The organism is Luteimonas rhizosphaericola (assembly GCF_029888045.1).
GTDB lineage: Bacteria > Pseudomonadota > Gammaproteobacteria > Xanthomonadales > Xanthomonadaceae > Luteimonas > Luteimonas rhizosphaericola.
The window spans coordinates 322,276-335,763 of record NZ_JARXRN010000020.1; the positions used below are offsets into that span (position 1 = coordinate 322,276).

11 protein-coding genes are annotated in these 13,488 nt (G+C 71.6%); 6 read left to right on the forward strand and 5 right to left on the reverse strand.

Going from position 1 to position 13,488, the window contains the following annotated elements; all coding sequences use genetic code 11:
- Window positions 1-82: 82 nt before the first annotated feature.
- The 4 genes from otsA to QFW80_RS05380 are packed head-to-tail and all read right to left on the reverse strand — an operon-like array spanning window position 83 to window position 5,130.
- Window positions 83-1,453, reverse strand: coding sequence for an alpha,alpha-trehalose-phosphate synthase (UDP-forming) (gene otsA, locus QFW80_RS05365; RefSeq protein ID WP_280600359.1), 1,371 nt, complete (start codon window positions 1,451-1,453; stop codon window positions 83-85).
- Entirely contained in the window at window positions 1,450-3,243 is a 1,794-nt protein-coding gene (locus QFW80_RS05370) for a glycoside hydrolase family 15 protein (RefSeq protein ID WP_280600627.1), read from the reverse strand. The genes otsA and QFW80_RS05370 overlap by 4 nt, the downstream gene beginning before the upstream one ends.
- Window positions 3,243-3,992 (reverse strand): trehalose-phosphatase, encoded by a 750-nt coding sequence (gene otsB / locus QFW80_RS05375; RefSeq protein ID WP_280600361.1) that lies wholly within the window; start codon window positions 3,990-3,992, stop codon window positions 3,243-3,245. Before otsB ends, QFW80_RS05370 begins: the two co-directional genes overlap by 1 nt.
- Before the next feature lie 46 nt (window positions 3,993-4,038).
- Window positions 4,039-5,130, reverse strand: a complete 1,092-nt coding sequence (locus QFW80_RS05380) for an ABC transporter ATP-binding protein (protein ID WP_280600362.1) — start codon at window positions 5,128-5,130, stop codon at window positions 4,039-4,041.
- A 173-nt stretch (window positions 5,131-5,303) separates the two neighbouring features.
- On the opposite strand from QFW80_RS05380, the gene QFW80_RS05385 reads away from it, so the two are divergent.
- The 6 genes from QFW80_RS05385 (at window position 5,304) to QFW80_RS05410 (ending at window position 12,652) form a co-directional block, all read left to right on the forward strand.
- The gene (locus QFW80_RS05385) at window positions 5,304-6,677 is read left to right on the forward strand and encodes a GH1 family beta-glucosidase (protein WP_280600363.1); all 1,374 of its coding nucleotides are present in this window, start codon (window positions 5,304-5,306) and stop codon (window positions 6,675-6,677) included.
- Between the two features lie 21 nt (window positions 6,678-6,698).
- Window positions 6,699-8,117 (forward strand): glucose-6-phosphate dehydrogenase, encoded by a 1,419-nt coding sequence (zwf, locus tag QFW80_RS05390; RefSeq protein WP_280600365.1) that lies wholly within the window; start codon window positions 6,699-6,701, stop codon window positions 8,115-8,117.
- Window positions 8,114-9,121, forward strand: coding sequence for a glucokinase (gene glk, locus QFW80_RS05395; RefSeq protein WP_280600366.1), 1,008 nt, complete (start codon window positions 8,114-8,116; stop codon window positions 9,119-9,121). The genes zwf and glk overlap by 4 nt, the downstream gene beginning before the upstream one ends.
- A 20-nt stretch (window positions 9,122-9,141) precedes the next feature.
- Window positions 9,142-9,858, forward strand: a complete 717-nt coding sequence (gene pgl / locus QFW80_RS05400) for a 6-phosphogluconolactonase (RefSeq protein WP_280600367.1) — start codon at window positions 9,142-9,144, stop codon at window positions 9,856-9,858.
- A 46-nt stretch (window positions 9,859-9,904) separates the two neighbouring features.
- Window positions 9,905-11,821 (forward strand): phosphogluconate dehydratase, encoded by a 1,917-nt coding sequence (gene edd / locus QFW80_RS05405; protein WP_280600369.1) that lies wholly within the window; start codon window positions 9,905-9,907, stop codon window positions 11,819-11,821.
- A 168-nt stretch (window positions 11,822-11,989) separates the two neighbouring features.
- Complete coding sequence (locus tag QFW80_RS05410; protein ID WP_280600370.1) at window positions 11,990-12,652, forward strand: bifunctional 4-hydroxy-2-oxoglutarate aldolase/2-dehydro-3-deoxy-phosphogluconate aldolase; 663 nt, start codon at window positions 11,990-11,992, stop codon at window positions 12,650-12,652.
- A gap of 123 nt (window positions 12,653-12,775) precedes the next feature.
- Here QFW80_RS05410 and QFW80_RS05415 read toward each other — a convergent pair whose 3' ends face one another.
- Entirely contained in the window at window positions 12,776-13,444 is a 669-nt protein-coding gene (locus QFW80_RS05415; protein ID WP_280600371.1) for a hypothetical protein, read from the reverse strand.
- Window positions 13,445-13,488: the final 44 nt, after the last annotated feature.

Genomic DNA, 13,488 nt, shown 5'->3' on the forward strand with positions numbered 1-13,488 from the left:
TGGAATCCAGCCGATCCCGGCGCCATCCGAATCCGCGAGTATAGCGACCGCCCCACCCCCCGTCGCGGGCCGCCGCACGCGGTCAGGTCGAGACTTCGCCCAGCCGTTCGAGGAAGCGCCGGCACCAGACGTGGATGTCGTAGTCGCGGATCGGCCGCATCATCGACTCCCAGCGTTCGCGGCGCTCGGACAGCGACATCGACGCGGCGCGGGCGATGGCGTCGGCCACGCCGTCCAGGTCGTACGGGTTCACCAGCAGGGCCGCGTCCAGCTCGGCGGCGGCGCCGGCCAGCATCGACAGCACCAAGGCACCGGGATCCTCGGGGTCCTGCGCGGCCACGTACTCCTTGGCCACCAGGTTCATGCCGTCGCGCAGCGGCGTCACCAGCCCCACCGAGGCCATGCGGTAGAAGCCGGTGAGCGTGGCGTGGGCGAAGTTGCGGTTGACGTAGCGCAGCGGTGTCCAGTCGGGCTCGGCATGGGTGCCATTGATGTGCCCGGCGATGCCCTCGAGCTGGTCGCGCAGGTGCTGGTACTCGGCCACGTCGCCGCGCGACACCGGCGCGATCTGCAGGAAGGTCATGCGCCCGCGCTCGGCCGGATGGCGCTCGAGGTAGCGCCCGAAGGCACGGAAGCGCTCCGGCATTCCCTTGGAATAGTCCAGCCGGTCGACGCCGATCGCCAGCTGGCGCCCGCTCAGGCTCTCGCGCAGCGCGCGCACTGCCGGCTTGGCAACGGCCGCGGCAGACTGCTCGGCGATGCGCGCCGCGTCGATGCCGATCGGGAACGCGCCCACCGCCACCTGTCCGCCGCCCGGAAGCGCGACGGTGCCGTCGGACTCGATCGTCGCGCCGCCGAAGATGCGGGCGTAGGTGCGGAACCGGTCGGCGTCGCGCACCGTCTGGAAGCCGACCAGGTCGTACGCGTACAGGGTGCCGAACAGCCGGCCGTGCTCGGGCAGCGCCGAGACCAGGTCGGCCGAGGGCATCGGCACGTGCAGGAAGAAGCCGATCCGGCACCCGACGCCGCGCTCGCGCAGCAGGGCGGCGAGCGGGATCAGGTGGTAGTCGTGGATCCACAGCACGTCGCTGTCGCGCAGCAGCGGCGCCAGCTTGTCGGCGAACAGCGCGTTGACGCGGCGGTAGCCGGCGCGGGTCTCGCGCGCGTAGTCGACCAGGTCCAGCCGCGAGTGCAGCAGCGGCCACAGCGTGCGGTTGGCGAAACCGTTGTAGTAGGCGTCGTGGTCGGCCTGGTCGAGATCCATGGTGACGTAGCGCACGTCGCCCTCGTCCTGCTCGTGCAGGCGTCCGCTGTCGCCGCGCACCTTGCCCGACCAGCCGAACCACAGCCCGCCCCGGGTGCGCAGCGCGGCCTCGAGGCCGACGGCGAGGCCGCCGGCGCGACTCTCGCCCGGCACCGCGACCCGGTTCGAGACCACGACGAGTCGACTCATGATGCCTCCTGCCAGCTGCGCGACAGCCGCATCGCGGCGATGATCAGGCCCACGTGCGAATAGGTCTGCGGGAAGTTGCCCCAGGCCTCTCCATCGTCGAACGCGAGGTCCTCCGACAGCAGGCCGAGGTGGTTGCGGCGCGCCAGCAGCCGTTCGAACATCGCCCGCGCCTCGTCCACCCGGCCGGTGGCGGCGAGCGCGTCGATGTACCAGAACGTGCAGATGGTGAAGCTGGTTTCCGGCTCGCCGAAATCGTCCGGCGCGACATAGCGGAACAGCGCGTCGCCCCGCCGCAGGTCGCGGCCGATGGCGTCGACGGTGGCGACGTAGCGCGGATCCTCGGGCGCGAGGAAGCCGATGTCGGCCAGCAGCAGCAGCGAGGCGTCGAGGTAGTCGCTGTCGAAGGAGGCGCTGAAGTGGTTGGCCTCGTCCCGCCAGGCGCGCTCGATCACGCGCGCGTGGATCTGGTCGGCACGCTCACGCCAGTGCGTGGCGCGCTTGTCGAGGCCGAGCAGCGAGGCGATCTTGGCGAGCCGGTCGCAGGCGGCCCAGCACATGGCCGCGGTATAGGTGTGCACCTCGGCGCGCCCCCGGAACTCCCACAGCCCGGCGTCGGGCTGGTCGTGCAGCTCGAACGCGCGCTCGCCCAGCGGCTCCAGGCGCGCGAACGCGGCGGCGTCACCGGGTTGCGCCAGGCGCAGGTCGAAGAACAGCTGGGTCGAGGCCAGCACCACGCTGCCGTAGACGTCGTGCTGCTTCTGCACCCAGGCCAGGTTGCCGCGGCGGACCGGGCCCATGCCGCGGTAGCCGGCCAGCGAGTCGACCTCGTGTTCCTCCAGCGCCTCCTCGAACCCGATCCCGTACAGCGGCTGCAGGCTGCCGTCGTGGGTGGCGATGTTGAAGATGTAGCGCAGGAACTCCTCCATGCTGCGGGTCGCGCCCAGGCGGTTGAGCGCGCGCACCACGAAGGCCGCGTCGCGCAGCCAGCAGTAGCGGTAGTCCCAGTTGCGCGGCGTGTCCGGCGCCTCCGGGATCGAGGTGGTCATCGCCGCGATGATCGCGCCGCTGTCCTCGTACTGGCACAGCTTGAGCGTGATCGCGCTGCGGATCACCGCCTCCTGCCAGTCCAGCGGGATCGACAGGTAGCGCACCCATTCGCGCCAGTAGTGCTCGGTGCGCCCCAGCGCCTCCTCCACGTAGCCCGACAGGGAACGCATCAGCGATTCGTCCGGCCCGAACACCAGGTGCACCGTGTCGCCGAGCACGAAGAACGTTTCCTCGCGCACGAAGCGGATCGGTACGTCGGTCGTGAGCCGGAGGGTATAGCCCGGCAGCAGCCAGCGCATGTGGTTGCTGCCCCAGGTCGACTCGGGTACGCGCGCGCCCCAGTCCGCCAGCGGACGGGCGCGGACGCGGATCCGAGGCGTGCCGGACAGCGGCGTGATCCGGCGGATGATCGACACCGGCCGGTAGATGCGACTGTTCTGTTTCCAGCGCGGCGCGAAGTCCAGCACCTCCACCTCGCCGCCGTGGCGGTCGCGCAGCACGGTGCGGAGGATCGCGGTGTTGGTCACGTACGCCTGCTCGCTGCCGATCTGGTCCTCGAGCTCGATGGCGAGGTCCCCGCCGTCGTGATCGCGCGGCGACAGCAGCGCACAGAAGGCGGGATCGCCGTCGAACGCCGGCAGGCAGCTCCAGACCACGCGCGCCTGCCTGTCGACCAGCGCGCCGAAACTGCCGTTGCCGATGACGCCCAGATCGAGCGAGGCGGTCGCCCCGGGTGTTGCCATCATGCCGTCGCTCCCAGCCACGCGTAGACCGCGTCGATGTCGGCCAGCCGATGCTCGGCCAGCGTGCCCTCCCGATCGCCCACCAGCACGCTGACGCCGCCGTGCGCGTTGACGATCTCGAAGCCGTGCTCGTCGGTGAGGTCGTCGCCGATGAACACCGGGCGCCGCCCCTGGAACGGTGCCTCCTCCATGAACGCCGCGATCGCCGCGCCCTTGTCGCCGTGGCTCGGGCGCAGCTCGACCACGTGGTCGCCCGGCTGCAGGTGGTAGCCGGGCAGCCGGGTCAGCGCCTGCACCGCGAACGCCTGCAGGTCGGCCGCGGCCTCGGGCATCGCCCGCCAATGCAGCGCCATGGCCTCGCCCTTGTCCTCGAGCAGCGCATCGGGATAACGGTTGATCAGGGTCTTGGCCTGCATCTTCACCGCCTGCAGCGCGACCGGGGGCGTCGCCGGAGGGGCCAGTGCCTCGCCGACGCGCCGTCGCTGCAGGCCATGCAGGCCGGCCGCCGCGAACCGGTGCGGCGCGAACAGCGCGTCGAGCGTCTCGATCCTGCGGCCGCTGATCAACGCCAGCGCACCGTCCAGCGTGCCTTCGAGCACGGCGAGCCGGTCCAGCACGGCATCGGCGACCCGGACCCGGCCGGGATGGTCTGCGAAAGCCACCAGCGTGCCGTCGACGTCGAGGAACAACGCCCAGCGATCGGACAACGGCGGAGGCGGCGGCAAGGTGGGGGTGCCGTCGGAAGTCATGCGTCCATGATGGCGCGGATCGCGACTAGACGCCATGAAGGCGCCGTCAATCGCGCGTCAAGGCGATGCCACTGTCGGGATCGAACACATGCACGCCGCCCGGCGCGATCCGCAGCGCCAGCGCATGCCCGGGCTGCGGCAACGGCCCCGGCGGCAGCCGCGCGATCAGCGTGTGGTCGCCGAAGCCGAGGTTGACGTAGACCTCGCTGCCCACCGGCTCGACCACCTCCACCATCGCCTCGAATCCGTCGTCCGAGTCGTCCGCGGGCAGCAGGTGTTCGGGACGCACGCCGCAGTCCAGCGTGCGCCCGTGCCAGGCGGGGTCGAGCGGCGCGTCGAACGGCAGCGGCACCCGGCGGCCATCGGAAAGCGCCAGGGTCCAGCCCCCGTCGCGCAGCACCTGCCCACGCAGCATGTTCATCGCCGGACTGCCGAGGAAGGTGGCGACGAACCGGTTCGCCGGGCGCTGGTACAGCGCCATGGGCGTGTCGATCTGCTGCACCTCGCCCTCGCGCATCACCACGATGCGCTGGCCCAGGGTCATCGCTTCGACCTGGTCGTGGGTGACGTAGACCATCGTCGTGCCGAGCCGCTGGTGCAGCCGTGCGATCTCCACCCGCATGCCCGCGCGCAGCTTGGCGTCGAGGTTGGACAGCGGCTCGTCGAGCAGGAACACCTGCGGCTGGCGCACCAGCGCGCGCCCGAGCGCCACCCGCTGGCGCTGGCCCCCGGACAGTTGCGCCGGGCGCCGCGCGAGCAGTGCGTCGAGCCCCAGCATGCGCGCGGCCCCGTCCACCCGCGCGGCGACTTCAGGCGCGGGCATCCCGCGCAGGCGCAGCGCGAACGAGAGGTTTTCTGCCACCGTCATGTGCGGATACAGGGCGTAGCTCTGGAACACCATGGCGATGTCGCGGTCCTTGGGCGCGACCTCGTTGACCACTTTCTCGCCGATGCGAAGGGTCCCGGCCGTGATCGCCTCCAGCCCCGCGATCATCCGCAGCAGCGTGGTCTTGCCGCAGCCCGAGGGCCCCACCAGCACCAGGCGCTCGCCGTCGGCCACCTCGAAGCTGGCGCCTGCCACGCCGACGTGGCCGTTGTCGTAGACCTTGCGCAGGTTGTCGAGCTGCACACGCGCCATCGTGTCTCCTCGCGGATGTCCGGCACGCGGTGCGCGCATGCCGCCGTTGCGCGGGGCATCGCGGGCCCGCACCACGGCGCGCAGCGCATACACTGCGCCGGACGATTGCGCTATTCTGGCATGTAATCGTTTTCAACAACGCCGCCCCCACGCGGCCCAGGACGTCGCCGCCCATGACCCGACCGACCGACACGGATTTCACCTTTCCCGAAGGCTTCCTCTGGGGCGCGGCCACCGCCGCCCACCAGATCGAGGGTTCGCCGCTGGCCGACGGCGCAGGCCCCAGCATCTGGACCCGCTTCGCCCACACCCCCGGCATGACCCTCAACGGCGATACCGGCGACGTGGCCTGCGACCACTACCACCGCTGGAAGGAGGACGTGGCGCTGATGCGCGAACTCGGCCTGCAGGCCTACCGCTTCAGCGTGTCGTGGTCGCGGATCCTGCCCGAGGGCACCGGGCGGGTGAACCACAAGGGGCTCGACTTCTACTCGTGCCTGGTCGACGAACTGCTGGCCAACGGCATCGAACCGCTGCTGACCCTCTACCACTGGGACCTGCCGGCCGCGCTCGACGACCGCGGCGGCTGGCTCAACCGCGACTGCGCCGACTGGTTCGCCGAGTACGGCCGCGTGCTGTACCGCGCGCTCGACGGGCGGGTCAAGAAGTGGGTCACGCTCAACGAGCCGTGGGTGATCACCGACGGCGGCTACCTGCACGGCGCACTCGCGCCGGGCCACCGCAGCCGCTTCGAGGCGCCGATCGCCTCGCACAACCTGATGCGCGCGCATGGCGCCGCGGTACAGGCCTATCGCGCCGAAGGCAAGCACGAGATCGGGCTGGTGGTGAACATCGAGCCCAAGTACCCGGCCAGCGATTCGACCGCGGACGCCGATGCCACCCGCCGCGCCCATGCCTACATGAACGAGCAGTACCTGCATCCGGCGCTGCTGGGGCGCTACCCGCCGGAGCTGAAGGACATCTTCGGCGACGCCTGGCCGGAATTCCCCGAAGACGACTTCAAGCTGATCGTGCAGCCGCTGGATTTCGTCGGCATCAACTACTACACGCGCAGCGTCACCGCCGCCACCGACAGCTACCCGCTCAAGGCCGGCGCGGTGCGCCAGCCGCTGGGCACCTACACCGAGACCGGCTGGGAAGTGTTCCCGCAGGGCCTGACCGACACCCTGGTCTGGTTCAAGGACACCTACGGCGAGCTGCCGGTGTACGTGACCGAGAACGGCGCCGCGTTCTTCGACCCGGCGGTCGCCGAGGACGGGCGCGTGCGCGACCCGCTGCGGATTGATTACCTTCGAAAGCATCTGTCCGCGATCCACGACGCGATCGCCGCCGGCGTGGACGTGCGCGGCTACATGGCCTGGTCGCTGCTGGACAACCTGGAGTGGTCGCTGGGCTATTCGAAGCGCTTCGGTATCATCCACGTCAACTACGGGACCCTCGAGCGGACCCCGAAGGACAGCGCCCGCTGGTACTCTGGCATCATTGAGAGCCACGGTCGCGCCCTGTCCGACCCCCTTCCCTACTGACGAGAGCCGCAAGCGGCGTCCATGCACGATTCACTCCTGCTGTTCGGCGCCACTGGCGACCTCGCACAACGCTACCTGTTCCCCTCGCTGCTGCACCTGCTGCGCGACCGGCTGCTGCCGGAGAATTTCCGCGTGGTCGCGATCGGCCGCACCGAACACGACGACGACGGCTTTCGCGCCTGGCTGCGCGAGCGCATCGGCGACGGCGACGCCCGCAACGGCGCGCTCGACGACCTGCTCGGGCGCATCCACTACCACCCGCTCAACCTCAACGACATCGACGGCATGGCCGCGACGCTGTCGCGCTACGCCGACCGTCCCGCGGTGAGCTACCTGTCCACGCCGCCGAACCTGTTCGAGTCCGCCTGCCTGGGCCTCAAGGCCGCCGGCCTGCTCGAGCCGCCCTCGCGCCTGGTGCTGGAAAAGCCGATCGGCCACGACCTGCCCTCGGCGCGCGAGATCGACGCCACGCTCAAGTCGGCCCTGGACGAATCGCGGATCTTCCGCATCGACCACTACCTGGGCAAGGCGCCGGTGCAGAACCTGCTGGCGCTGCGCTTCGGCAACACGCTGCTCGAGGCGGTATGGGACAACCGCTGCATCGAGTCGGTGGACATCCTGGTCGCCGAGACCGCGGGTGTCGACGGCCGCGAAGGGTATTACGCCGACTACGGCGCGCTGCGCGACATGGTCCAGAACCACATGCTGCAGCTGCTGGCGCTGGTCGCGATGGAGCCGCCGGCGGCGCTCGACGCCGACAGCGTGCGCGACGAGAAGCGCAAGGTGCTGCGCGCGCTGCGGCCGATGACGCCGGTCGACGCCGCGAACGACAGCGTGCGCGGCCGCTACGGACCGGGCGTGGTGGAAGGCTCGGCGGCGAAGGGTTTTACGGCTGACAGCGCTGTCGAGACGTTCGTCGGCCTGCGCGCCTGGATCGACAACTGGCGCTGGGCCGGGGTGCCGTTCCGGCTCGTCACCGGCAAGCGCCTGCCCTCGCGCACCACCGAGGTGCTGGTGAACTTCAAGCCGGTCACGCACTGGGTGTTCGAACGCCCGGACAGCCGCAGCGCCACGCCCAACCGGCTGCGCATGCGCCTGCAGCCGGAGGAGACGATCGAACTCGGGCTGATGGGCAGCCTGGCCGCGCCCGAATGGGGCGCGACCGAGCTGATGCCGATGTCGCTGGACATGGCGATGCTGCCGCCCAAGCGCCGCATCGCCTACGAGCGGCTGATGATCGATGCGCTCAAGGGCGACCAGACCCTGTTCGTTCGCGACGACGAGGTCGAGGCGCAGTGGCGCTGGATCGACAGCATCAGCGCCGCCTGGCAGCAGGCCGGCACCCCGGTGCAGGAGTACCCGGCCGGCTCCTGGGGCCCGGCCGCGGCGGCGGAGTTCCTGCCGCGTACCGTGTCCAGCCGCGCGGGCAGGCGCGGATGAGTGCGCCCGCACGGGTCCTGCTGGCGGATATCGGCGGCACCAACGCCCGCTTCGCGCTGGCCGATCCCCACGCCGCCGCGCCGCTCATCGTCGACAGCGTGCAGCGCTTTGCGGTGTCCGATTTCCCCTCGCTGGCGGAGACCGCGCGCCACTACCTGCACGAAACCGGGCAGGACGAGGCCGGCATCGTGCACGGCGTGTTCGCGGTCGCCGGCCGGGTGGACGGCGACGAGGCGCGCATCACCAACCATCCCTGGGTGATCTCGCGCCCCCGCACGATGGCCCAGCTCGGCTTCGAGCGCGTCACCCTGGTCAACGACTTCGCCGCCCAGGCGATGGCGATTCCGCTGCTGCAGGCGAGCGACGTGGTCCAGCTCGGCGGCGTGTCGTGGACGCCCGAAGCCGCGCCCGTGCACCGCACCTACGCCATCCTCGGCCCCGGCACCGGCCTGGGCGTGGGCGCGCTGGTCATCCGCGAGGGCCGCCACTACCCGCTCGAGACCGAGGGCGGGCATGTCAGCTTCCCGCCGGGCACGCCGGAGGAACTGGCGATCCTGGACCGCCTGTCGGCGCAGTTCGGGCGGGTCTCGAACGAGCGCCTGGTGTGCGGGCCGGGGCTGGTGAACATCCACCGGGCGTTGAGCGAACTCGCCGGCGAGGACCCGGGGCCGATGCAGCCGGCCGACGTCACCGCGCGCGCGCAGGCGGGCGATCCGCGCTGCATGCGCGCGGTCGACGTGTTCTGCGCCGTGTTCGGCGCGATCTCGGGCGACCTCGTGCTCACGCTCGGCGCCTGGGACGGGGTATTCCTGACCGGCGGCGTGGTGCCGAAGATGCTCGATGCCCTGCAGCACTCCGGCTTCCGCCAGCGCTTCGAGCACAAGGGCCGGTTCTCGCCGACGATGGCCCGGGTCCCGTCGCTGGCGGTGATGCATCCGCACGCGGGCCTGCTCGGCACGGCCGCGATCGCGCGCCGCGAGACGACCGAGGCGGTGGGCCTGTGAGCGAGCGGGACGGCCAGGCCGTGAGCACCACGCCGCGTTCGCGCGTGCATATGCACAGCTACGAGTCGCAGACCCAGTGGACCTGGGGCGCCGCGGTGGCGATCTCGTCCGCCCTCGCGCGCGACCTGCAGCAGCAGCCGCGCGCGCGCCTGCTGCTGTCGGGCGGCAGCACGCCCGCGCCGGTGTACGAGGCGCTGTCCAAGGCGCCGCTGGACTGGGAACGGGTCGACGTCGCGCTGGTCGACGAACGCTGGCTGCTGCCGGACGATCCGGACAGCAACTCGCGACTGATCCGCGAATCGCTGCTGCGCAACAACGCCGCCAAGGCCCGGTTCGAGAGCATCACCCGTCCCGGTCGCAGCATCGAGGAAGCGGTGAACGCCGCCAACCTGCACGCGCAGGCGGCGCCGGGCGTGATCGCGCTGGGCATGGGCGAGGACGGCCACACCGCCTCGCTGTTCCCGCGCATGCACAACCTGGACGCCGCGCTCGCCTCGCCCAGCGCCTACGTCCAGGCCGACGCCACCGGCTGTCCCGGCGCGGGCAAGTTCCTGCGCCGGATCACCCTCACCCCCGCCGGCCTCGCACCGGCGCATACGCGGCTGCTGCTGATCCGCGGCGAGAGCAAGCGCAAGCTGCTCGACCGCGTGCTGGACGGCAGCGACCCGCACGAATACCCCGCGCGGGTCGCCTTCCTCACCCCCGGCGCGCCGCTGCACATCCACTGGTGCCCGTGACCCCGCGGTCGCGGTACCGTCGACACGCCTCATCGCCAGAACGCCAATGAGCCTGCATCCCGTACTGCACGACGTCACCGAGCGCATCCGCCGCCGCAGCCGCGCCTCGCGCGCGGCCTACCTGGCCGGCATCGATGCCATGCACCAGGCCGGGCCGAGCCGATCGCGCCTGAGCTGCGGCAACCTCGCGCACGGCTTCGCCGCCTGCGGCCCGACGGACAAGTCGCGGCTTCGCGGCGAGGCCACGCCGAACCTGGGCATCATCACCGCCTACAACGACATGCTCTCGGCGCACCAGCCCTACGAGCCGTATCCCGCGCTGATCCGCGAACACGCGCGCACGCTCGGCGCGACCGCGCAGGTCGCCGGCGGCGTGCCGGCGATGTGCGACGGCGTGACCCAGGGCCGCGCCGGGATGGAACTGTCGCTGTTCTCGCGCGACGTGATCGCGCAGGCCACCGCGATCGGCCTGTCGCACGACATGTTCGACAGTACCGTGCACCTGGGCATCTGCGACAAGATCGTGCCCGGCCTGCTGCTGGGCGCGCTCGCGTTCGGCCACCTGCCGGCCATCTTCATTCCCGCCGGGCCGATGACGCCGGGCATCCCGAACAAGACCAAGGCCGAGGTGCGCGAGCGCTACGCCGCCGGCGAAGCCACGCGCGAGGAACTGCTGGAGGCCGAGGCCGGCAGCTACCACGCCCCCGGCACCTGCACGTTCTACGGCACCGCCAACTCGAACCAGGTGCTGCTCGAGGCGATGGGCGTGCAGCTGCCCGGCTCGTTCGCCAATCCCGGCACCTCGCTGCGCGACGCGCTGACCCGGGCCGCGACCGAGCGCGCCCTGCGCATCAGCGGGCTGGGCGACGATTACCGCCCGCTCGGGCGCCTGATCGACGAACGCGCGATCGTCAACGCGGTGGTCGCGCTGATGGCCACCGGCGGCTCCACCAACCACACCATCCACTGGGTGGCGGTGGCGCGCGCGGCCGGCATCGTGCTGACCTGGGACGACATGGACCGGCTGTCGCAGGTGGTGCCGCTGCTGGCGCGCGTGTACCCGAACGGCGAGGCCGACGTGAACCGGTTCCACGCCGCCGGCGGGGTCGGCTTCGTGTTCCGCGAGCTACTCGACGCAGGCCTGATGCACGGCGACATCGAAACCGTGCTGCCGGGGGGCATGCGCGCCTGGTGCGACGAGCCGACGCTGTCGGACGGCGCGCTCGGCTTCGTGCCGACGGTGGCCACCAGCGGCGACGAGGCGGTGGTGCGTCCGGCGATCCGGCCGTTCGAGGCGCAGGGCGGGCTGCGACTGCTGCGCGGCAACCTCGGCCGTTCGTTGATCAAGCTGTCCGCGGTCAAGCCCGAGTACCGCACGATCGAGGCCCCGGCGGTCGTGGTCGACGATCCGCGCGCGCTCAACAAACTGCACGCCGCCGGCCTGCTGCCGCAGGACTTCGTGGCCGTGGTGCGCTACCAGGGGCCGAAGGCGAACGGCATGCCGGAACTGCATTCGCTGGCGCCGCTGCTGGGCATGCTGCAGAACCAGGGCCGGCGCGTGGCGCTGGTGACGGACGGGCGGCTGTCGGGCGCCTCGGGCAAGATCCCCGCGGCGATCCACCTCACCCCCGAGGCGGCGCGCGGTGGCGCGATCGCGAAGCTGCGCGAAGGCGACATCGTCCGCCTCGACGGCGAGGCCGGCACGCTCGAGGCGCTGGTCGACGCCGCCGATTGGGAGGCCCGTGAGCCCGCGCCCAACACCTCGCACTGCGCCTGGGACGTGGGCCGCAACCTGTTCGCGTTCAACCGCGCGATGGTGTCGCCCGCCGACCAGGGCGCGCTGTCGATCTCCTGCGGCCCACCCGCGCGCGACGGCGGCCAGTGGGACTACGACGCCGAGTACGAGCTCGGCAGCGACCCGCACATGGCGGCCGAAGCCCCGCACGAATCCAAGGATGCGTGAGAACGACGGCCGCCGCGCGGCACCCGCGCAGCCGCCGCGCCTGCGCGAGTCCGATGCACGCGGCCCCTCGCCGAACCACGCTCGCCCGATGCACGGTCGCGTGACCGCTGCCGCGGCCATGTCCGCGCCGAAGATCGTCCCCGCCCCCTGCCCGCCGGATTCCCGCCCATGACCATCGAAATCCTCCAGAGCCGCGCCGAACAGCTGCTGCGCGACGCCGGCATTCTGCCGGTGATCACCGTGGACAGCGTCGATCAGGGCCGCCGCATCGCGGGCGCGCTGCTGGACGGCGGCCTGACCGCGCTCGAGCTGACCCTGCGCACGCCCGCCGCGCTGGATACGCTGGCGGCGTTGAAGAAGGACCTGCCCGACATCGTGATCGGCGCCGGCACGGTGCTCGACGAGACCCACATCCGGCAGTCGATCGACGCCGGCGCCGACTTCCTGGTCACGCCCGGCACGCCGCCGGCGCTGGCGCAGGCGCTGGCGCGCGCGCCAATCCCGGTGGTGCCGGGTGGCGCGACGCCAACCGAGTTCATGGCGCTGCTGGCGCAGGGCTTCCGCTGCTGCAAGCTGTTCCCGGCCAGCGCGGTGGGCGGGCTGTCGATGCTCAAGGGCCTGGCCGGGCCACTGGGCGGGCTGAAGCTGTGCCCCACCGGCGGCATCACCGAAGCCAACGCCGGCGAATTCCTGGCCCAACCCAACGTGCTGTGCATCGGCGGCTCGTGGATGGTGCCGAAGGACTGGCTCGCGGCCGGCGAGTGGGACAAGGTGCGCGAGAGCGCGGCCAAGGCCGCCGCCATCGTGGCGGACGCACGCGGCACCGGCTGACCGGCCGGACAGAACACGGGGGCCTGCAGATGCTTGCCTGCTGCCCCGCCGCACGACCTCCACCAGCCGCCGCGTCGGCCGCCCATCCACTTGCCGGATTGGCGGCGGCGGCCTGGACCAGGCTCAGGCCAGCAGCAGGCGGGTCCGCATCCGCGCCCACAGCGCGGCGTGCAGCAGGTACCAGGCGGCCAGCAGCCAGCCCAGGTGCCATTCCAGCGCATTCTCGATCCGGTCCTGCAGGCCGTCGTCGGCGACCAGCACGCCGGCCGCGACATTGCCCAGCCCCAGGCCGAGCATCAGCACGCTGACCAGCATCATCGCCGCCACCAGCCGCGTGCCCGCGCCGGCGTGGCCGCGCACGCCGCGCAGGAACCGCAGCTGCGCCAGATAGCCGAAGCCGAAGAAGCACACCACCCCGTAACGGCGCAGGAAGCGGTAGGTCTCGCCCTCGGTCCCGAGGAACGTGGCGTAGACCGCGAGTGCGACCGCCGCGACCGCGCCCAGCCAGGCCACGTCGCGATGGCCGGCCCCGAGCCAGCGCGCCGCCAGCCACCAGTGCAGCCCCACCAGCAGCGCGCACGGCAGCACCAGCAGCCTGAAGACATGATTGCCCAGGCCGTGGCGCGCGGCGCGGCTGATCGAGGTGCATCCCTCGACGTAGGGAATGCAGCCCCCGATCCAGCCATCGCGGATCGACAGCCACAGCGCCACGTGTGCGGCCACGGTGAACAGCGCCGCGATGGCCAGCGGCAGCGGCCACAGGGCGATGGGAGGGACCGGCGGACGGGACATGCCTTGGCGAACGCTACTGACGGAGGCTCAGGCTAACCCGCTTC